Below are 21,336 nucleotides of genomic sequence, written 5' to 3'. Positions count from 1 at the left end.
TTTTCTCTTGTTAGACCCTGTCATACTGTACCTACCAGCGGTTTAGCAATCTAACGACTAGCTCTACTCTGACTAAGTCGACCGTCTCCTCGCTCCCAGTCATTATTCAAGACGATGATCGTTGAGAAGAGTTGAAAAAGTCATTAACAGAACAGGCATGGACTAACTGCCATACCATTCACGACAAACATTTCGAGTATTACCCCGAGTTTAAGAACCCATCAATATGAATCTTACCGAATTAAAGAATACGCCGGTTTCTGAGCTGATTACCCTCGGCGAGAATATGGGGCTGGAAAATCAGGCTCGTATGCGCAAGCAGGACATTATTTTCTCAATCCTGAAGCAGCACGCGAAAAGCGGCGAGGACATCTTCGGTGATGGTGTGCTGGAGATATTGCAGGATGGATTTGGATTCCTCCGCTCTGGAGACAGCTCCTACCTCGCCGGTCCTGATGACATCTACGTTTCTCCCAGCCAAATTCGCCGCTTTAACCTCCGCACTGGTGACACCATCGCCGGCAAAATCCGTCCACCAAAAGAAGGTGAGCGCTACTTTGCCCTGCTGAAAGTTAACGAAGTTAACTACGACAAACCAGAAAACTCGCGTAACAAGATTCTGTTCGAAAACCTCACGCCGCTGCACGCTAACAGCCGTCTGCGTATGGAGCGGGGTAATGGCTCAACTGAAGACTTAACCGCTCGCGTACTGGACCTGGCGTCACCGATTGGTCGTGGTCAGCGTGGTCTGATTGTGGCACCGCCGAAAGCCGGTAAAACGATGCTGCTGCAGAATATCGCGCAGAGCATTGCTTACAACCATCCAGACTGTGTGCTGATGGTGCTGCTAATCGATGAGCGTCCGGAAGAAGTGACAGAGATGCAACGCCTGGTGAAAGGTGAAGTGATCGCGTCCACCTTCGATGAACCGGCTTCGCGTCACGTTCAGGTGGCCGAGATGGTGATCGAAAAGGCCAAGCGCCTGGTCGAGCACAAAAAAGACGTCATCATTTTACTCGACTCCATCACGCGTCTGGCCCGTGCCTACAACACCGTCGTTCCGGCCTCCGGTAAAGTACTGACCGGTGGTGTGGACGCCAACGCCCTGCATCGTCCTAAGCGTTTCTTCGGTGCGGCACGTAATGTGGAAGAGGGCGGGAGCCTGACCATCATTGCGACGGCACTGGTGGATACCGGTTCGAAGATGGATGAAGTGATTTACGAAGAGTTTAAAGGCACCGGTAACATGGAGCTGCATCTCTCGCGTAAAATTGCCGAAAAACGTGTCTTCCCGGCGATTGACTACAACCGTTCAGGTACCCGTAAAGAAGAGCTGTTAACCTCTCAGGAAGAGCTGCAGAAAATGTGGATCCTGCGTAAGATTATCCATCCAATGGGTGAAATCGACGCGATGGAATTCCTGATTAACAAGTTGGCCATGACCAAAACCAACGACGAATTCTTCGATATGATGAAGCGTTCTTGATCCTTTAGAGCGTCATCTGACTATGATGGCGTTTTTTTCTTTAAATGGTCATAAAATAGCCCCGACGCCACGTTCTGACGTGGCGTTTTTTATTTTCGGGCTATAGGATTGAATGCTGGCAGACGTAATAATAATGACGGTGGCAGTGGTGGACGATTAACCGTTCGTGCACCTCTTCATGCCGAATTCGGAATCTGGAACGGTAACAGGCGCGATTTTTGACGTAATGTGAGTTCCAGGATGATAGCTGAGAGCGTTTAACGTGAATTTACTCACTATGAGTACTGAGCTTGGTTTAGTTTTTATCTTTTCCTTGGTATTTCTTTTCCTTGCTCGCAAAGTAGCAGAAAAAATTGGATTGGTAGACAAGCCAAACATGCGCAAGCGCCATCTTGGCGTTATTCCACTGGTTGGCGGAATATCCGTGTATGCAGGAATTTGCTTCGCCTTCTTCATCACTGACTACTACTTGCCGCACGCTAAGCTTTACCTGGGTTGTGCAGGCGTACTGGTGTTGGTTGGTGCACTTGACGATCGCTTTGATATCAGCGTGAAGATTCGGGCAACAGTACAGGGTATTGTGGCGCTGGTAATGATGTTTTGCGCCAAACTGTACCTGTTGAGTCTGGGATTCATCATTGGCCCGGTAGAACTGATAGTTGGGCCCTTTGGTTATGTGTTGACGCTTTTTGCCGTCTGGGCAGCGATTAATGCTTTTAACATGGTTGACGGTATTGATGGTCTGCTGGGTGGCCTTTCCATGGTGACGTTTGGCGCCATGGGGATCATTCTTTATCTTGATGGGCAGCACAGTCTCGCAATGTGGTGCTTTGCCATGATAGCTGCCACGATCCCCTATATTTTACTTAATCTTGGTTTTCTGGGACGCCGTTTTAAAGTATTCATGGGCGATGCAGGCAGTACCATGATTGGTTTTACGATTATCTGGATTTTGCTTGAAACCACGCAAGGCTTAAGCCATCCCATCACACCAGTCACAGCATTATGGCTGATTGCAATTCCTCTGATGGATATGGTCGCGATTATGTACCGTCGGTTACGCAAAGGAATGAGCCCTTTTTCTGCCGATCGCCAACATATACATCACTTAATCATGCGAGCGGGTTTTACTCCTCGTCAGGCTTTTGTACTGATTACCGCTGCTGCTGCTCTGCTCGCGGGCATAGGCGTGCTGGGTGAATACCTGGCCTTTATCCCTGAATGGGTGATGTTAGCCCTGTTCTTGATTGCCTTCATGGGCTACGGCTATTGTTTGAAACATGCATGGCGCGTCGCGAGAAAGATCCGACGCTTCAAACGACGCCTTAATAATCTCAGCAATGCCAGAAAAAATGTACCCTGATAAGACTTAACAAAGGATAACGCTCTGATGCGCGCTAACGTTGTGGAGAACGAACTGGATATTCGCGGCCTGGGCTGCAGCCTATGGCGTGGAAAGCGCTGGATAGTCGGCTGTGCAGTCGTGTTTGCATTGGTAGCCTGGATAGCAACGCTGCTGATGAAACAGGTGTGGAGCACGACCGCGATAACAGGGCGGCCTACGGTGAATATGCTGGGATCCTACTATTCCCAGCAACAGTTCCTGAACAATCTGGATATGCGCAATAACGCTTTGACGTTAAATACGGCGTCACCTACCGTGATGGACGAGGTGTATCAGGAGTTCCTGATGCAGCTCTCATCCTGGGATACCCGCCGGGAGTTTTGGCAGCAAACCGATTATTATAAAACGCGAAAAAGCGGCAATGCCCACAATGATGCTGCCTTGTTGGACGATATGATTGATAACATTCAGTTTACGCCAGCGGATAGCGCACGAAATATTTTCGACAGCGTCAAACTTAAGGCAGAAACTGCTGCGGATGCGAACAATTTGCTGCGCCAGTATATTGCCTATGCCAGTGAACGCGCTGCACGCCATCTCAATGCAGAGTTAACGGGGGCGTGGCAGGCACGGACCAGCCAGCTTAAGGCGCAGGTCAAACGTCAGGAAGACGTAGCGAATGCGGTATTCCTGCGACGGCAACATCGGCTGGAACAGGCGCTGAAAATTGCCAGCCAGCAGGGCATTAATGAGAAGCAGACGCGTGAGGTGAGCGAAAACCTGGCTGACAGCGATCTGTTTCTAATGGGCCAGCCTTTATTGCAGGGGCAGTTAGAAACCCTGAGAGCGACCGGGCCGAGCTTTGATATCAGCTACGACCAAAATAAAGCGATGCTGACCACACTGGATGCAGGCCCGACGCTTAACAGCAAATTCCAGACCTACCGTTATTTGCGTACGCCGGAAGAGCCGGTTTCACGCGACAGTCCCCGCCGGGCATTTATGATGGTGATGTGGGGCGCGATAGGTGCGCTGGTTGGTGCGGGCGTGGCGCTAGCGCGTCGTCAGCGTACTATGTCAGATACACAAGATTGAGAGAAACAGTGTGAAAGTTCTGACAGTTTTTGGCACCCGACCTGAAGCCATTAAGATGGCACCACTCGTGCAGGCACTGGCACAGGACCCTGCTTTTGAATCACGGCTGTGCGTCACTGCGCAACACCGTGAAATGCTTGATCAGGTGCTGAGCTTGTTTCAGCTGCAACCTGACTACGACCTCAACGTTATGCGACCCGAACAGGGATTAACGGAGATAACCTGCCGTATTTTACAAGGCATGCATACCGTACTGCTCGATTTCAAACCCGATATTGTGCTGGTCCACGGGGATACGACGACCACGCTGGCGGCCAGCCTGGCGGCTTTCTATCAGCAAATCCCCGTCGGGCATGTTGAAGCAGGTTTACGCACGGGCGATCTGGCTTCGCCGTGGCCTGAAGAGGGGAATCGTAAGCTGACGGGACATCTTGCCCGTTTACACTTTACGCCCACACTGCGTTCCCGACAGAACCTGCTGGATGAAAATCTCGCCGACGACAGTATTGTTGTCACCGGTAATACGGTAATTGATGCCTTGCTATGGGTGCGAGATCGGGTGCTGGACGATAATGAGATAAACGCGCAGCTGGCTTCACGCTATCCCTTTCTTGACGACAGTAAAAAGCTGGTACTGGTGACGGGTCATCGTCGTGAAAGCTTCGGCGAAGGTTTTGAGCGCATCTGTAGCGCTCTGGCCCAGATTGCGCGCCAGCATCCTCATGCGCAAATCGTTTATCCGGTCCATCTCAATCCTAACGTACATGAACCCGTTAACCGCATTCTGCGCGGCATTGATAACATTGTGTTGATTGAACCTCAGGAGTATCTGCCGTTTGTCTGGTTGATGAACCGGGCGTGGCTGATTCTCACCGATTCTGGCGGTATTCAGGAAGAAGCGCCTTCACTGGGTAAACCCGTTTTGGTGATGCGTGAAACCACCGAGCGTCCAGAGGCCGTCGAAGCTGGAACGGTGAAGCTGGTTGGTACGGACACGGCAAGAATTGTTAATGAGGTCAGTACATTACTTAACGATGATGAGGCCTGGCAGACCATGAGCCGTGCCCATAACCCTTATGGGAATGGCGAAGCCTGCGGGCGAATATTGCAAGCCTTAAAAGATAACAGAGCCAACTTATGAGTTTTGAAACCATTTCCGTTATTGGACTGGGTTACATTGGGCTGCCAACCGCAGCCGTTTTTGCCTCAAAGGGAAAGAAAGTGGTGGGCGTCGATATCAATGCCCACGCGGTTGACACCATCAATCGTGGTGCCATTCATATTGTCGAACCCGATTTGGATCGGGTGGTTCAGGCTGCGGTCGAGCGTGGAGATTTACGTGCTACGACGCAACCCGAAGCCGCTGACGCTTTTTTGATCGCCGTGCCCACGCCCTTTATGGCGGAGCGCCAACCGGACTTACGCTTTGTGCGTGCGGCTGCGCTGTCGATTGCGCCGGTACTGAAAAAAGGCGATCTGGTGATTCTGGAATCGACTTCTCCGGTTGGCAGTACAGAGCAGATGGCCGACTGGCTGGCCGCGGCGCGACCTGATTTGCGTTTCCCACAGCACGACGGGGATCCTGACGTCTTTGTCGCCTACTGTCCCGAACGCGTTTTACCCGGTCAGATCATGACTGAGCTGATCAGCAACGATCGCGTGATTGGCGGCATGACGCCAGCCTGTTCTGCCCGAGCGAGTGATTTGTATCGTATTTTTTTACAGGGCGAGTGCGTCGAGACAACTGCACGCACCGCTGAAATGTGCAAGCTGACAGAAAACAGCTTCCGCGACGTAAACATCGCCTTTGCCAATGAGCTGTCACTAATTTGTGCTGCGCAGCAGATTAACGTCTGGGAGCTTATTGCACTGGCGAATCGTCATCCGCGCGTCAATATCCTGCAGCCTGGGCCAGGCGTCGGCGGGCACTGCATTGCGGTCGATCCCTGGTTTATCGTGGCGCAGAATCCGGACTTAGCACGCCTGATTCGTACCGCTCGCGAAGTGAATGATGCCAAGCCGCACTGGGTGCTGGACCAGGTAAAAAAAGCGCTGGCAGACTGCCTGATGCAGACCGGAAAACGTGCCAGCGATCTGACCATTGCCTGCTTTGGCCTGGCGTTTAAACCGAACATTGATGACCTGCGTGAAAGCCCAGCCATGGAAGTGGCGCACCTGATTGCCGACTGGCATCAGGGCCGCACGTGGGTAACCGAACCGCATATTCAGCAGATTCCCGACATCCTGGCGACACAGGCCACCCTGGTTTCAACCGAGCAGGCGCTGCAGGAGGCGGATATTTTGGTGATGCTGGTCGATCACCATGCATTCCGCCGTGTTGATGCAGCGCACATTACTCAGCAATGGGTTGTTGATACGAAAGGTGTCTGGCGCTAAAAACCTCTGGTTAACAAGGACCCGATTAACTTATGTCTGTCCACGTTAAGGTTAATCCACTCACCTGGGAGAGCCAGTTCTTCGGCTTTGACGCCGTGAGGCTGGAAACCGGGGGGGATCTGTCGCTCGAAAACGCGCTTCGGCACGCCTGCGCGCTGTTTCAAATCAAAGTGTCAGCGGAACAAACCGACATCATCGATGCGTTAAATCAGCATCAGTTTCACCTGGTGGAAGGTGAAGTGGATTTGTCGTTGACGATCAAACGCACCGAACGCCAGACTGGCATTCGTATTGCGCGGGAAACACAAATCCCAGCATTACGCGAAGCCGCATCTCTGGCCTTCCGTCAAAGTCGTTTTCGCACGCCGTGGTTTGCGCCTGATGACAGTGCCCGCTTCTATGCGCAGTGGATCGAAAATGCGGTCCGCGGCACCTTCGATCACCAGTGCCTTGTCGCCAGTGATGAACGCGGCGCGCTTCAGGGCTTTGTCTCTTTACGTGAGGTCGAAGGCGATGCGCGTATTGGCCTGCTGGCGGTGGTGCCTGAGGCGCAGGGACAAAGTATCGGTCAGCGCCTGATGCTGGCTGCAGCGGACTGGGGCCGTGCGCGTCAGCTCGAACGTCTGCGGGTTGCCACGCAAATCAGTAATCTTACGGCGATGCGTCTTTATCTACGCAGTGGCGCGCGTCTTGAAAGCACGGCGTACTGGTTTTACAGGAGAGGTCATGATTCCCTTTAATGCGCCCCCGGTTGTGGGAAGCGAAATCGAGTATATGCAGTCTGCCATGAGCAGCGGCAAGCTGTGTGGCGACGGCGGTTATACTCGCCGCTGTCAGCAGTGGATGGAGCAGCGCTTCGGTAGTGCGAAAGTGTTACTGACGCCTTCCTGTACCGCCTCGCTGGAGATGGCCGCGCTGCTGATCGATATCCAGCCAGGTGATGAAGTGATCATGCCGAGCTACACCTTTGTTTCAACCGCCAACGCCTTTGTATTACGTGGCGCGAAAATTGTGTTCGTGGATGTGCGCCCCGACACCATGAACATGGATGAAACGCTGATTGAAGCGGCGATAACCGATAAAACCCGCGCTATCGTGCCGGTCCACTATGCGGGCGTTGCCTGTGAGATGGATACGATTATGGCGCTGGCGGCACAGTATAAGCTGTTTGTTATTGAGGATGCTGCGCAGGGCGTGATGTCAGCGTACAAAGGCCGGGCATTAGGCACCATTGGTCATATCGGCTGTTTCAGCTTCCACGAAACCAAGAATTACACCGCAGGTGGAGAAGGCGGCGCGACGTTAATTAACGATGCCAGCCTGGTAGAACGCGCAGAAATTATTCGCGAAAAGGGCACCAATCGCAGTCAGTTTTTCCGGGGACAGGTAGATAAATATACCTGGCGCGATATGGGGTCCAGCTTTCTGATGGCTGACCTGCAGGCGGCCTATCTCTGGGCGCAGCTGGAGTCCTCTGAACGAATTAATCAACAGCGCTTGCGCTTGTGGCAACGTTACTACGATGCCCTGAAGCCGCTGGCGGAAAACGGCAAGATTACATTGCCTTCCATCCCGGCTGATTGTCAGCACAACGCCCATATGTTTTATATAAAGCTGCGTGATGAGAAGCATCGTCAGGCCCTGATCAACTGGCTTAAAGAGGCCGAAATCCTGGCCGTTTTCCATTATATCCCTTTGCACAGTTCGCCCGCGGGCCAGCGTTTTTCACGTTTTGCCGGTGAGGACCGTTTTACTACAGCAGAGAGTGAGCGCTTATTACGTTTACCGCTGTTTTATAATCTGTCGGATAACAATCAGAGCACCGTGATCGGCTCGCTACTGAGCTTTTTTTCCTGATGTCATTAGCCAAAGCATCGTTATGGACCGCCTCATCGACGATAGTAAAAATTGCGGTTGGGCTGCTGGTCGTCAAGTTACTGGCCATCAGCTTTGGTCCGGAAGGCGTGGGCCAGGCCGGTAACTTTCGCCAGCTCATCACCGTGCTGGGCGTGCTGGCCGGAGCGGGTATCTTTAACGGCGTTACCACATATGTTGCACAATATCAGCAGCAGCCCCGGCAACTCCGCGCGCTAATCGGCACCGCCTCGGCAATGGTAACGGGCTTCTCAGCGCTACTGGCGCTGGTCTTTTTATTGGCTGCGGCTCCCATCAGCACTGCGCTGTTTGGTCACGATCGCTATCAAAACGTGATACGTATCGTTGCCTTTCTTCAGTTTGGTATCGCGTGGGCAAACCTGCTTCTGGCGTTCATAAAAGGCTACCGTGATGCGCGCGGTAATGCGCTGGCCCTGATTTGCGGTAGCATAACGGGCGTGCTCGGTTACGTGCTGTGTTGGTGGCTGGGGGGCTATGCGGGCGCATTGACCGGGCTGGCTTTGGTACCCGCGTTACTCGTTTTTCCAGCGCTGGTGATACTGAAACGTCGTGTCCCGCTCCCCTTAGGCTGGCTGCGGCCCACCTGGCAGCCGGAAATGGCGCGTCATCTGGCAAAATACACGATTATGGCGCTGATCACCGCCGTCACCCTGCCGGTTGCCTGGGTGATGATGCGAAATCAACTGGCGGCCAGTAACGGCTGGGCGCAGGTAGGATTATGGCAGGGCGTAACCAGTATATCTGATGCTTATCTGCAGTTTATCACCGCGACCTTTAGCGTCTGGCTACTGCCGACACTGGCCCGGTTAGATAACAAAAAGGATATTGCGCGTGAGATCGGCCGGGCGTTACGCTTTGTGTTACCGGCGGTCGCGGCGGCCAGCCTGAGCGTGTGGATGATGCGTGATATCGCCATCAGCCTGTTGTTCTCCGCGGCATTTCACGACATGCGGGATTTGTTTGTCTGGCAACTCTGTGGCGATGTTTTCAAAGTCGGCGCCTACGTTTTCGGCTATCTGGTCATCGCGAAAGCCTCATTACGCTTTTATGTGCTGACCGAAATCAGTCAGTTTATTTTGCTGACGCTGTTCTCGCGCTGGCTTATCCCGTTACAGGGGGCCAGTGGGGCAGCGCAAGCCTATATGTTCACCTACGTTACCTATTTCGCGCTCTGCTGTGGCGCATTTATTCTTTACTGCCGAAAAAAATGACTTTAATTCACGTTTTGGGATCCAATATTCCCCATCACAATCTGACGGTGTTGCGTTTTTTTAACGACGTGATGAGCATCGAGCAGCCTGTTTCTGCACCGCGTCACTTTATGGTGGTGACATCGCAGCCTGAAAACCTCACCGGTTTTGGCGCTTTGCACATTGAAACCTTTAGCAGTAAGAAAGCGCTGGCTGAGGCGCTGTTGCAGCGGGCGAAAAATCGCGACCAACGCTTCTTTTGCCACGGGCAGTTTAACCCCTGGCTTTGGCTGGCGTTGCTGAGCGGCAGGTTACGCCGTTCTCAACTGTTCTGGCACGTCTGGGGAGCGGATTTGTATGAAGATTCACGCAGCCTGAAGTTCCGGCTGTTTTATTTCCTGCGCCGTGCTGCGCAGGGGCGCATTGCACACCTGTTCGCCACCCAGGGCGATCTGTATCACTACCAGCAACGCCACAAGTCTGTACCGCAGTCTTTACTGTATTTCCCTACAAAGTTACCTGCAGTCGCCATTACGCCCCATCCAGACAAGACGTTTACCGTGCTGCTGGGTAATTCTGGTGACGCCAGTAACCGCCATATTGAGGGGCTTGCAGCGATCAAGGCTCAGTTTGGCGAAGATGTGCGCATTGACGTGCCGCTGGGTTATCCGCCTGACAATGATGAGTATATCGGACAGATTCAGAACGCCGCCGACAGACTCTTTCCGCAGGGGCAGGTAAGGTTACTGCGGGATAATCTTGCTTTTGACGACTATCTGGCGCTGTTGGCACGCTGCCATTTGGGCTATTTTATGTTCGAACGGCAGCAGGGCGTGGGAACGCTATGTTTGCTGATTCAGGCTAATGTGCCTTTCGTCCTGACGCGTAAAAATCCGTTCTGGCGGGATGTTACCGCGCAGCAGCTTCCTGTCTTGTTCAACGACGATGCGCTGACGCCTGATATCGTCGCAGAGGCGCGTCGGCAACTTGTGGGATGCGATAAACAGCGCATTGCTTTCCTGGCCCCAGGCTATCTGGAAGGCTGGCGAACAGCGTTGCGCCTTTGCGAAGGAGAGCCCTCATGAGTCTTATGGCATTTAGTGGTCTGCTGATCGTGTATGTGCTGTCACTGGTGACCATTGTGACCCTGAACATGCGCGAACTTAAACAGGAACGATTTAACTTCCACCTGTTTTTTACCTTATTGTTTTTACTGACCTTCTACTTCGGTTTCCCGCTAACCAGTATTCTGGTCTTTCGGTTTGATACGCAGGTGGTTTCGGCGGATTTTCTGCTGCAGGCGATGCTGTCGGCCACGGCGTTTTATGCTATTTACTTTGTCAGTTACAAGGTGCGCCTCAGGCCGGCATCCGCAGCGCCGGCCCGGCCCTGGCTACAAATGAACCGGGTCGAAACGCATCTGACCGGTGGGCTACTGGCGCTGGTGGCGGTTGCAACCGTAACGGTGTTCTTTATCCATAACGGATTTTTGTTATTCCGGCTGACGGCCTATAACCAGATCTTTTCCAGTGAAGTGTCTGGCGTTGCACTGAAGCGGTTCTTTTATTTCTTCATCCCGGCGATGCTGATTCCCTATTTCTTGCATCCCACGCGCCGTAACTGGCTGCTGTTTCTCATCATCACGGTCAGCTTTGGCTTACTGACCTACGCGCTGGTTGGTGGCACGCGTGCCAATATCATTATCGCTTTTGCGTTATTTCTGTTTATCGGTATTACACGTGGCTGGATCACATTGTGGATGCTGGCCGCTGCGGGCGTGATGGCGATTGGGGGAATGTTCTGGCTGGCGCTGCGTCGCTACAATCTGGCTGTCATGGGCGACGAGGCTTTTTACACCTTTCTGTACCTGACGCGCGATACGTTTTCGCCATGGGAAAACCTGGCTTTGCTGCTGGAGAATTACCATAAGATAGACTTTCAGGGCTTAGCGCCCATGTGGCGCGATTTCTATGTGTTTATCCCAACCTGGCTGTGGCCCGATCGTCCTCTGTCAGTACTGAACAGCGCTAATTACTTTACCTGGGATGTACTGAACAACCATTCCGGACTGGCGATTTCGCCTACCTTAATCGGTTCGCTACTGGTGATGGGCGGCGTCTGGGCCATTCCGCCAGGCGCTGTGGCCGTTGGGCTGATCATTAAAGCTTTCGACACGCTCTATAAGCGCGGACGCAATGAATCGAATCGTTATACCGGGGCGATTCTGCAAAGCTTTTGTTTCGGTGCCGTATTCAACATGATTGTGCTGGCGCGCGAGGGGCTGGATGCGTTTGGCTCACGTGTTGTGTTTTTCTGTATTATTTTTGCCGCCTGTCTGGGGATGGCGAAATTGCTTTTCTGGTTACTGGATCATGTCGGCCTGATTCGCAGCCGACGTGAGCGGGCGCTTCATAGCCCATCCTGATTAACCTCTGGGATCTAAGGGAAGAATTAAAAAGAGATGAGTACAGTTTCCGAAACGCCACGCTATGTGATTCGCGGCATCACGCTGTACGGCTTTGACAGCATGGCTTCTTTTGTGGATTTCCTGATGCCGCATTCCGCTGTCCGGAGCGGCACGCTGGTGGCCATCAATGCGGAAAAAGTGCTGAATGCCGAACAGGATGCAGCGCTGCGTGCTCAAATTCAGCAGGCTGAATTCAAATATCCGGATGGCATCAGCATTGTACGCTCTGTTCGCAAGAAATATCCGCAGGCCTCAGTACAGCGGATTGCAGGGGCCGATCTGTGGGAAGCCTTAATGGAACGTGCCGGACGCAACGGAACGCCGGTGTTTTTGATCGGCGGTCGGCAGGCAGTGTTGGACGAAACCTGCGATAAACTGCGTCGTCAGTGGAACGTGAATATTGTGGGTGCACAGGATGGCTATTTTGTCCCGGCGGAACGCGATGCACTGTTTGCCAGGGTTGCGGCCAGCGGAGCCAGGCTGGTAACGGTAGCGATGGGCTCTCCGCGTCAGGAACTTTTAATGGCCGAGTGTCAGAAGCACTGGCCTGATGCGTTGTATATGGGCGTAGGTGGTACCTATGACGTGTTTACCGGTCATGTAAAGCGCGCGCCTGTAATCTGGCAGAAGCTTGGACTGGAATGGTTTTATCGCTTAATCAAACAGCCCAGTCGCCTACGCAGGCAGTTGAAGCTGGTGAAATATTTGCGTTATCACTGGCGTGGCGATCTGTAAGATCGCTGATTAACGCCAGGTTTTTCGCACGAGTAACGGCATAAATGCGTTAATTGTCGACGAAATGCACAAAGCGTAATCAAACGCGCTATTTTCTTTAAAAAGCACTAGACAGCGTGGGCGCTTATCTCTAGTATGCACATCCGCAACGGCGCTACGCGCCCGTAGCTCAGCTGGATAGAGCGCTGCCCTCCGGAGGCAGAGGTCTCAGGTTCGAATCCTGTCGGGCGCGCCATTTAGTTTGTGCGTAAGAGCTTCGGTGGTTTGAGTACCGCGTTAGTAACAAAGATTTAAATGCTGTGGGTTTGACTTGCAACATTCAGTACAGTGGTGGCTATAGCTCAGTTGGTAGAGCCCTGGATTGTGATTCCAGTTGTCGTGGGTTCGAGTCCCATTAGCCACCCCAGATTTTGCTGGGATACGCGAAGGTGGCGGAATTGGTAGACGCGCTAGCTTCAGGTGTTAGTGTCTTAACGGACGTGAGGGTTCAAGTCCCTCTCTTCGCACCAGGCAAAACAAAATAAAAAAATCGGCGAGTAGCGCAGCTTGGTAGCGCAACTGGTTTGGGACCAGTGGGTCGGAGGTTCGAATCCTCTCTCGCCGACCATTTTTAGAAACCTGTCTGCAAAGACAGGTTTTTTTTCGCCTGAATAAAAGTGGATGAGAACCTCCGAAGGAGGGTTGCGCCGAGCGCAGCGAGACAACGTTGCGAACGCAACGGCCCGAAGGGCGCGTCCCGCAGGGGCGCGTAATCCTCTCTCGCCGACCATTTTTAGAAACCTGTCTGCAAAGACAGGTTTTTTTTCGCCTGAATAAAAGAGGGTGAGCACCGCCGAAGGCGGTTTGCGCTGGCCGTCAGCGAGACAACGTTGCGCAGGCAGTGTCGTCTTTCAGGGGCGAAAATCCGCTCAGACGGGCACGTCATTTCTCCCGGAAGTGAGTCAGAGCGGAGTCATAGTAATGGCTGTCGCAAAAATGAGACGCTTAAATTACTGTTTTAACACGGATTGACAAGTCTTTACCTTGTTTGTCGCCTGTATGCGACATCCATTGTCTGGTTTGTCGTAATAACACGACGCTCATCGCAAAGAGAAAGAACCCCAAAAAAAGCATTAAGATATAAGTGACTGATTTATAAAAATAATTAAAATAATAATAACAACTGGCATGGATTATGCAATAATTAACGCGTAGATGCTCATTCCACCTCTTATGTTTGCTTCGGCTACATAAACCTGGGAATGACGCAGAGCCAATTTTGGGTACCTGTTGTCTGCCTGCCTGTATCGCGAAAGTCTTACAGGGTTATCAGACACCACGTTGAGTCGGGTACCTCTCGGTTGTCTAACCGACCTGATCTTACACCTGCTTTTAGCAGGTGTTTTTTTTTGCCTGAAAGCGCAGACACAAAAAAACCGGGCGAGCCCGGTTTTTTACTTAACGCGATGCTGTGCTATCAGGCATCAGGGTTATTTTTCAGCGTCAGCAACAGGCCTTCACGACGCATTTTTGCCGCCTCTTCCGGACGGCGAAGGCGATCGTAAACGTCCGCCAGCCACGCGTAGTCAAAGGCGTCAGGGCGCTGAGCCAGTGCCTGCTGAAGTGCTTCCGCTGCCTGCTGCCATTCACCGTGGCGCATTAACAACTGCCCCAGGGTACTGTGCAACAGGGGCGTCGCGCCATGCTGTTTGATTTGCTGACGTAAGGCTTTTTCCAGTGCCTCTGGGTTGCCGCTCTTAATACGTGGCATCAGCAGCACCAGACGATCATCGTAATGACGTTTAAGCCCATCCAGCAAGATGTCCTGCGCGGTATCGTGGTCGTCACACTCAATCAAATGGTCAATCATCGCTACCTGCAATGATGTCTCATGGCGAGTTTTACGGCTCAGATTGCCCCACCAGCGCTTCAGTCCCTCGCTGCCCTGATCGGCCATCGCCTGGTTCATCAGGCCCAGCCAGGCCTGTTGCTGCAGCAGGGTGCGTTGCTCTTCTGTCCCGACCTCGGATTTTTCCATGGCGGGAAGAATATCCAGCAGTGCGCTCCAGGCGCTGGTGCGGACATATGCCTGCTCAGCCAGACGAAGTACTTCCGGATGACGAGGCGCGACTTCGAGCAGGCGATCGATGCTGTGGCGCGCTGCATGATCTTCATGACGCGCCAATTGAATGCGGGTACGGGTAATTTCGACCGGAATCACATCATTGCCAGCCAGCTCAGCCGCCCGTTCTAGGTGCTGGTTGGCCCGCATTTCATCTCCACGCTGTTGTGCGGCTTCTGCAGCTAGCAGGTAGTTAGCGACAGGCACATCAGCATGCTCTGCGTCTTTAGACAGCAGTTTTTCTACCTGTCTGAAATCCCCTTCCGCCAGTTTCATCAGGGCATTTTGCGTATGGCGCTGGGCACGACGACGCTTACGGCCAGTGAACCAGCCGCGGGTACGCGCGCCGGTGCGAAATAAACGGCGCAGTATCCATTCCACAGCCAGGATCACAAGCAGGCTAATAATCAGGATGATGGACAGGCCCGTCACGCTGGTTTCAACGTTCCAGTTGTCGGTCTGAATCAGCACGTAGCCCTGATGACCCGCAATCATCGGCCCCAGTACAATGCCGGCAATCAGCAGAACAAAGAGGATAAATACCTTAAGCATGATTAGCCTCCCTGCTGATTAGCGGCGGCAGAAGGCTGTGCCATCAGATTACGAACGCGGGTTTGCATCAGCTTTTCAAGCAGCGGCTGGCTCTCCAGGCTGTCGGGCAGATCCATATTGATGTTCTGCTGGCTTAATTCATCCAACTGGGCCAGAAACGCTTTGGTTGAGGCATCATTGGTGTCATACCACGCGCGTACCCATGTTGAGACGGTTTCAAGCGACTGCTTGTAAATCTCTTCCTGGTGACGTGGTACGGCCTGAGCAGCGATGAGCAGGCGCGAGCGGATGTTCTCACGCAGATAAACATCCTGATTCGGTGCCAGCAGCGGCTGTGCGGTATTATCGCGACGGCGGATGGTAATAAAGTCATCCATAAAGTTATGCCAGCTCTTCACCAGATTCTGACGCCATTCACGAATGGAACTGGAAAGTTCACCGCTGTCGCTGTCCATAGGCGCATCATCGCTGTCGTTATCTGCCAGCCGCAGATTATCCACACCGTTTGATAACTGATTAAGTTTCAAAATGATGCCGTCATAATCCACCTGGGAGATGGCGGAGAGCGTACTGATATCCTGAGTTAACGCACGACGCACGTTCATGACGCTGGGATCGTTCATGTCTGCCAGGCTGGCATCTGCACTTTTCAGCAGCGCTGCAGCGGTGGTCACGTCCTGATCGCTCCACAATTTACGTCCGGCCAGCTTCACCAGGTAGTCAGCCTGGGCCACTAACCAACTGCGCACGTCATTACCTGAAATTGAAGCCATTTTTTCACGCAGCGTTTCCAGCTCTTTGGCCGATGCCGCCTGCTGTGACTGAGCGGTCTCTAATGCTTTTTCTGTCGCGCTCAACTGTTGGGCCAGCTGCTGTTTGTCGCTGTTTGCCTGTTTCTGCAGCGTGGACAGCTGATCACTCAGTTCCTGGTTGGTTTGTGCCTGCAGTTCGGCCTGGTGTTTATCGTTCAGGTATAACCCTGCGCCAATCGCCAGTGCGATGACAATCGCGACTGCTCCCAGCACCATGCCACCATTATTGCGATTGCGCGGTGATTTTTCCTGGGTAGAAGAGGGGCGATCAACCGCTGGTGTGGTTTCGTCAACCACGGCGGAGGTGTCTTTTTGTTCCGTCATATCTGGCACATCCCATTGTTAAGTTCAACATAACGCGCGCAACAGCGCATCGTTATCGGCACCATCGGCTACCTGAATAGTCTGCCAACCAAGATCGGCGGCCAGGGAAGCCAAACGTTCGCTGACGACGACTAGTCGACAGCGGAGCAGCCATTCCTCACGATCGACCTCGGGGAACAGCGAATACAGCTGATGCAGCATCTCACCGCTGGTCACGACCAGCGTGTGAATATTACGATCGCGCCAGCGACGGCCTTCGATGGCGCCGTCATAGTGTTTTTGGCAACGTTGATAGCACTCTGCATAGGTGACCTGCGCGCCACGTGCCACCAGCGTTTCTGACAGCAGCTCGCGGCCCTGATTCCCTCGAAGGATAAGCGCATGCTTACCCGCTATTTGCTGCAATGTCGCCAGTTTTATCAACTCTTCGCTGGTTTCATGCGCGTGAGGGTAGGTCACCTGCAGGCCGCTGATCGTATGAAAAGCCAAAGCGGTGCTGCGACCAATTGCATAATAGTCTACGTCAGCGGGCCATGCTTTGATGGCGTGCTGTGCAAAGTGAATAACCTGCTGCGAAAGGAGGAAAACGAGATCGCCGCGTTTCAACGTGGCAAGGGTGGCCGGTAACTGCAGGAGATCGTTACCCGGCGCGAATTCTATCAGCGGCAGGCTCCACGCCTGTTTACCCTGGGCGTGCAGGCGCGAGACCAACTCCGCCGCTGCGGGTTCCGGGCGCGTCACCAGAATCGTCATACGGGAGGTTGCCCCTGATAAACGTCGCGCAGAATTTCACGTGCGCCACCGTTGAGCAGCTCGTCTGCCAGCGAAATGCCCATTTGCTCTGCCTGATCGCGAGGCCCACGGCGTTCACCGCTCACCATGACGCTCCCATCGGGTGCACCCACCAGACCTCGAAGCCAGAGTTCGTCGCCTTCAAGTACGGCAAAGCTGCCAATCGGAACCTGGCAGCCGCCTTCAAGTCGGGTATTCATGGCGCGTTCCGCTTTCACACAGACCGCCGTATCATCGTGATTCAATGCCTGTAACAGCGCAATTAACGTGCTGTCGTCTAACCGACATTCGATGCCAACTGCGCCCTGACCCACGGCGGGTAAGGAAATATCCGCAGGCAGCGGTTGGCGAATACGATCGGCCAGGCCAAGTCGATTCAACCCGGCGGCGGCAAGAATAATGGCGTCATATTCGCCAGCATCAAGCTTACTTAATCTTGTGCCCACGTTCCCGCGTAGCGAGCGAATCACCAGATCGGGACGTCGCGCGCTAATCTGGCACTGACGCCGCAGGCTTGACGTTCCAATGACAGCGCCCTGTGGAAGTTCATCAATTGACGCGTAGTGATTGGAGACAAACGCATCGCGCGGATCGTCCCGCAGGCAAATCGTGACCAGGCCCAGGCCTTCCGGAAATGCCACGGGCACATCTTTCATCGAATGTACGGCCAGATCGGCACGGTTTTCTAACATTGCCTGCTCGAGCTCTTTAACGAACAGCCCTTTCCCCCCCACTTTCGCGAGCGGTGTATCAAGAATGATATCGCCCTTTGTCACCATAGGTACCAGCTCCACGCGCAGGCCAGGATGGGCACTGATCAATCGTTGCTGTACATATTGTGCTTGCCACAGGGCAAGTGGGCTTTGTCGTGTAGCAATTCTGAAAATTTTGTTTAACATGCCGTTAACCATTTAGATCGTTCATCGAATATCCTATCATCGTTGAGGGAATGCTGTCAGTTTCAACGGATTGAAAAGAACCGCCTGCGGATTAAACCTGATATATCAGACAGTAATCTCAGGCCAGGCGCAGAGTGAGCGAAAAGTAGACGAAACCGTGCTAAAATGCAGGTAGCGTAACTTTCTTTACGGTCAATCCAGCGAGTGATAGATTGATCACGTTTCCAGCAATTATCTGCACGACATCTCTCTTATTAAGCGGCAGAGACTGGAAACAGGGTGCTTAAACTCCAGGACAACCAGGCGAAACGTCTTGTACCTCTATATTGAGACACTAAAACAGAGACTGGATGCAATTAACCAGCTGCGCGTTGATCGCGCACTCGCTGCCATGGGGCCCGCTTTTCAGCGAGTCTACAGTCTGCTTCCGATCTTACTACATTATCAACATCCGCTGATGCCGGGTTACCTCGAAGGTAGCGTTCCCCACGGCATCAACGTCTTCACGCCTGATGAAAACCAACTGCAGCTGCTTGCAGAGTTAACGGGCAAACAGGAACTCTCCCTGGTCGAAGCCCCTAAAGGTGAACTGCCTATCACTGGCATCTACTCAATGGGCAGCACCTCTTCCGTTGGGCAAAACAGCGTGTCCGATTTGGATATCTGGGTTTGCCATCAATCCTGGCTGGATAATGAAGAGCGCCTGAATCTGCAGCGTAAATGTGCGCTGCTGCAAAAATGGTGTGCCTCGCAGGCCATCGAAGTCAGCTTTTTCCTCATTGATGAAAACCGCTTCCGCCACAACGAAAGCGGCAATCTTGGTGGTGAAGACTGCGGTTCTACCCAACATATTTTGCTGCTGGATGAGTTCTACCGCACGGCGGTAAGAATGGCCGGTAAACGTATTCTGTGGAATATGGTGCCAGGCGAAGAAGAGCATCACTATGATGACTACGTGATGTCGCTGTATGCGAAAGGCGTGCTCACGCCAAACGAGTGGCTGGATTTGGGCGGCCTCAGCACGTTATCAGCAGAAGAGTATTTCGGTGCCAGCCTGTGGCAGCTGTATAAAAGTATCGATTCGCCCTATAAAGCGGTGTTGAAAACGCTGCTGCTGGAAGCTTATAGCTGGGAATACCCGGATACCAAACTGCTCGCGATGGATATCAAGCAGCGTCTGCACGACGGAGAAATCGTCTGCTTTGGCCTTGATCCTTACTGTATGATGCTGGAACGCGTTACACGCTATCTCACCAGTATTGACGATCAGCCCCGCCTTGATTTGGTTCGCCGCTGCTTCTATTTAAAAGTTTGCGAAAAACTCAGCAGTGACGATCACCCGCAGCGTAGCGGCTGGCGCCGTGAGATCCTGTCGCAGCTGGTTAAAGCCTGGGGCTGGGACGACGAAAAGATTGCTATTCTGGACAACCGTGCCGAATGGAAAATCGAGCGCGTGCGCGAAGCGCACAATGAGTTGCTGGATGCGATGATGCAAAGCTATCGCAACCTTATCCGCTTTGCTCGTCGCAACAATTTAAGCGTCAGCGCCAGCCCGCAGGATATCGGCGTGCTGACCCGTAAATTGTACGCCGCCTTTGAGGCCTTGCCGGGCAAGGTGACGCTGGTTAATCCGCAGATTTCTCCCGATCTGTCCGAATCCAATCTGACCTTCATTCACGTGCCGCCGGGCCGTGCCAACCGGCCAGGCTGGTATCTGTATAACCAGTCGCCGGACATGAGCTCAATCATCAGCCATCAGCCGCTGGAATATAACCGCTATCTTAACAAGCTGGTCGCCTGGGCCTGGTTCAACGGACTGCTGACCAGCAAAACGCGGCTGCACATTAAGGGCAATGAGCTATGCGATCTGGCGCGCCTGCAGGAACTGGTCGACGATGTCTCCAGCCATTTCCCGCTGCGTCTGCCTGCGCCCACGCCCAAGGCGCTCTACAGCCCGTGTGAAATCCGCCATCTGGCCATCATTGTTAACCTTGAGCACGATCCCACCTCGGCGTTTCGTAACCAGGTGGTGCATTTCGATTTCCGCAAACTCGATGTGTTCAGCTTTGGTCAGCAGCAGCAGTGTTTAATCGGCAGTATCGACCTGCTGTACCGTAACTCGTGGAATGAGGTGCGTACGCTGCACTTCAGTGGCGAACAGGCGATGATCGAAGGCCTGAAAACCATCCTGGGTAAAATGCATCAGGACGCTTCCCCGCCTGATACCGTTGAGGTGTTCTGCTACAGCCAGCATTTACGTGGATTGATTCGTACCCGCGTACAGCAGCTGGTGTCAGAGTGCATCGAACTGCGCCTTTCCAGTACGCGTCAGGAGCCAGGGCGGTTCAAAGCACTGCGTATGGCGGGCCAGACCTGGGGGTTGTTCTTTGAACGCATGGGCGTATCGGTTCAGAAGCTGGAAAACGCCGTTGAGTTTTATGGCGCCATTTCCAACAACAAGCTTCACGGCCTGTCGATTAAAGTCGAGTCTAATCAGACGCCACTGCCGCCTGTGGTTAACGGCTATGCCAGCGAAGGGATCATTCAGTTCTTTTTTGAAGATACTACCGACGATCGCGGTTTCAACATTTATATTCTGGATGAAAGTAACCGCGTCGAGGTCTATCACCATTGTGAAGGCAGCAAGGAAGAGCTGGTGCGGGACGTCAGCCGTTTTTACTCCTCGTCGCACGACCGTTTTACCTATGGCTCAAGTTTTATCAATTTTAACCTGCCGCAGTTCTATCAAATCGTGAACACAGGTGAACGTTATCAGGTCATTCCATTCAGAAATCAGGTCCTCACCGATCTCTGTGCCTCGCAGCCTGATAACGACAATAACGATTATCAGCCACGCTATCAGGTACATTGAGTTCGGTAAGCCCGCAATGATGCTATCTTCAGGGCTTGCCACAGCGCTCACGTGATTAGCTGGCATTTCCTGTTGCTTTTCCAACTTCAACTGCGATGATAAGCATCCAGGTCACAGGACATGAAGAGCATAAAGAATGAAGAAAGCGATAAGCCTGTTAGCAATGACAATGGCATTAACAAGCCTTGCAGGCTGTGGATTAAAAGGACCGCTCTACTTCCCGCCGCAGGACACGCCAAAACAAGCTGCGCCAACGTCAGCACCCACGCAAAAACAGAAAGCCGACGCGTCTAAAGCGGATGTAGGTGGTCTGGTGACGGGTGGTTCAAGCTCAAGCTCACAAATGAAATAACACTTATGGCGCATCCGGCGG

17 protein-coding genes, 4 tRNA genes and 1 other RNA gene are annotated in these 21,336 nt (G+C 53.0%); 18 read left to right on the top strand and 4 right to left on the bottom strand.

Annotation, left to right across the window (positions count from 1 at the left end):
* The first annotated feature begins 226 nt into the window (after positions 1–226).
* From rho to DFO57_RS17300, 16 genes are all read left to right on the top strand, one after another.
* Positions 227–1,486, top strand: a complete 1,260-nt coding sequence (gene rho, locus DFO57_RS17375) for a transcription termination factor Rho (RefSeq protein WP_006121431.1) — start codon at positions 227–229, stop codon at positions 1,484–1,486.
* 277 nt (positions 1,487–1,763) lie between these two features.
* Positions 1,764–2,849, top strand: coding sequence for a UDP-N-acetylglucosamine--undecaprenyl-phosphate N-acetylglucosaminephosphotransferase (gene wecA / locus DFO57_RS17370; protein WP_014607002.1), 1,086 nt, complete (start codon positions 1,764–1,766; stop codon positions 2,847–2,849).
* Between the two features lie 27 nt (positions 2,850–2,876).
* On the top strand, positions 2,877–3,926 hold the full coding sequence (gene wzzE, locus DFO57_RS17365; RefSeq protein WP_014607001.1) for an ECA polysaccharide chain length modulation protein: 1,050 nt from the start codon (positions 2,877–2,879) through the stop codon (positions 3,924–3,926).
* 10 nt (positions 3,927–3,936) lie between these two features.
* On the top strand, positions 3,937–5,067 hold the full coding sequence (gene wecB / locus DFO57_RS17360; protein WP_014607000.1) for a non-hydrolyzing UDP-N-acetylglucosamine 2-epimerase: 1,131 nt from the start codon (positions 3,937–3,939) through the stop codon (positions 5,065–5,067).
* Positions 5,064–6,323, top strand: a complete 1,260-nt coding sequence (gene wecC / locus DFO57_RS17355; protein ID WP_014606999.1) for a UDP-N-acetyl-D-mannosamine dehydrogenase — start codon at positions 5,064–5,066, stop codon at positions 6,321–6,323. The genes wecB and wecC overlap by 4 nt, the downstream gene beginning before the upstream one ends.
* A 32-nt stretch (positions 6,324–6,355) precedes the next feature.
* On the top strand, positions 6,356–7,063 hold the full coding sequence (rffC, locus tag DFO57_RS17350; RefSeq protein ID WP_014606998.1) for a dTDP-4-amino-4,6-dideoxy-D-galactose acyltransferase: 708 nt from the start codon (positions 6,356–6,358) through the stop codon (positions 7,061–7,063).
* A complete protein-coding gene (gene rffA, locus DFO57_RS17345; protein ID WP_015701298.1) occupies positions 7,050–8,180 on the top strand; it encodes a dTDP-4-amino-4,6-dideoxygalactose transaminase in 1,131 nt (376 codons plus the stop codon). The genes rffC and rffA overlap by 14 nt, the downstream gene beginning before the upstream one ends.
* The gene (wzxE, locus tag DFO57_RS17340) at positions 8,180–9,430 is read left to right on the top strand and encodes a lipid III flippase WzxE (RefSeq protein WP_029570844.1); all 1,251 of its coding nucleotides are present in this window, start codon (positions 8,180–8,182) and stop codon (positions 9,428–9,430) included. Before rffA ends, wzxE begins: the two co-directional genes overlap by 1 nt.
* A complete protein-coding gene (locus tag DFO57_RS17335; protein ID WP_015701296.1) occupies positions 9,427–10,494 on the top strand; it encodes a TDP-N-acetylfucosamine:lipid II N-acetylfucosaminyltransferase in 1,068 nt (355 codons plus the stop codon). The genes wzxE and DFO57_RS17335 overlap by 4 nt, the downstream gene beginning before the upstream one ends.
* Complete coding sequence (wzyE, locus tag DFO57_RS17330) at positions 10,491–11,834, top strand: ECA oligosaccharide polymerase (protein ID WP_014606994.1); 1,344 nt, start codon at positions 10,491–10,493, stop codon at positions 11,832–11,834. Before DFO57_RS17335 ends, wzyE begins: the two co-directional genes overlap by 4 nt.
* Positions 11,835–11,870: 36 nt before the next feature.
* Entirely contained in the window at positions 11,871–12,611 is a 741-nt protein-coding gene (gene wecG / locus DFO57_RS17325; RefSeq protein ID WP_078829277.1) for a lipopolysaccharide N-acetylmannosaminouronosyltransferase, read from the top strand.
* Positions 12,612–12,769: 158 nt separating this feature from the next.
* Positions 12,770–12,846: transfer RNA gene (locus DFO57_RS17320), tRNA-Arg, on the top strand.
* Positions 12,847–12,941: 95 nt separating this feature from the next.
* A tRNA-His gene (locus tag DFO57_RS17315) sits at positions 12,942–13,017 on the top strand.
* Positions 13,018–13,033: 16 nt separating this feature from the next.
* Positions 13,034–13,120, top strand: a tRNA-Leu gene (locus DFO57_RS17310).
* 21 nt (positions 13,121–13,141) lie between these two features.
* Positions 13,142–13,218: transfer RNA gene (locus DFO57_RS17305), tRNA-Pro, on the top strand.
* 32 nt (positions 13,219–13,250) lie between these two features.
* A non-coding RNA gene (locus tag DFO57_RS17300) (RtT sRNA) lies at positions 13,251–13,380 on the top strand.
* 687 nt (positions 13,381–14,067) lie between these two features.
* Here DFO57_RS17300 and hemY read toward each other — a convergent pair.
* Genes hemY through hemC form a run of 4 tightly spaced genes read right to left on the bottom strand, consistent with a single transcriptional unit; the run spans position 14,068 to position 18,091 of the window.
* Positions 14,068–15,264 carry a protoheme IX biogenesis protein HemY gene (gene hemY / locus DFO57_RS17295; protein WP_014606992.1) on the bottom strand — a complete coding sequence of 399 codons (1,197 nt, stop codon included), beginning with the start codon at positions 15,262–15,264 and terminating at the stop codon, positions 14,068–14,070.
* A gap of 2 nt (positions 15,265–15,266) precedes the next feature.
* Complete coding sequence (gene hemX / locus DFO57_RS17290) at positions 15,267–16,400, bottom strand: uroporphyrinogen-III C-methyltransferase (RefSeq protein ID WP_014595008.1); 1,134 nt, start codon at positions 16,398–16,400, stop codon at positions 15,267–15,269.
* A 24-nt stretch (positions 16,401–16,424) separates the two neighbouring features.
* Positions 16,425–17,153, bottom strand: a complete 729-nt coding sequence (gene hemD, locus DFO57_RS17285; protein ID WP_014595009.1) for a uroporphyrinogen-III synthase — start codon at positions 17,151–17,153, stop codon at positions 16,425–16,427.
* Positions 17,150–18,091: a hydroxymethylbilane synthase gene (gene hemC / locus DFO57_RS17280; protein WP_110015564.1), complete on the bottom strand. Its 942-nt coding sequence runs from the start codon at positions 18,089–18,091 to the stop codon at positions 17,150–17,152. The genes hemD and hemC overlap by 4 nt, the downstream gene beginning before the upstream one ends.
* 313 nt (positions 18,092–18,404) lie before the next feature.
* Between hemC and DFO57_RS17275 the strand changes: the two genes are divergently transcribed.
* Entirely contained in the window at positions 18,405–20,963 is a 2,559-nt protein-coding gene (locus DFO57_RS17275; RefSeq protein WP_019106245.1) for a class I adenylate cyclase, read from the top strand.
* Positions 20,964–21,099: 136 nt separating this feature from the next.
* Positions 21,100–21,315 carry a lipoprotein gene (locus DFO57_RS17270; protein WP_013024069.1) on the top strand — a complete coding sequence of 72 codons (216 nt, stop codon included), beginning with the start codon at positions 21,100–21,102 and terminating at the stop codon, positions 21,313–21,315.
* The last annotated feature ends 21 nt before the right edge of the window (positions 21,316–21,336 follow it).

The organism is Pantoea sp. AG702 (genome assembly GCF_003182295.1).
In the GTDB taxonomy this organism is placed as follows: Bacteria; Pseudomonadota; Gammaproteobacteria; order Enterobacterales; family Enterobacteriaceae; genus Pantoea; species Pantoea ananatis.
The sequence above is the reverse complement of the archived record's forward strand: the minus strand, read 5'-3'. Positions and strand labels throughout refer to the sequence as shown.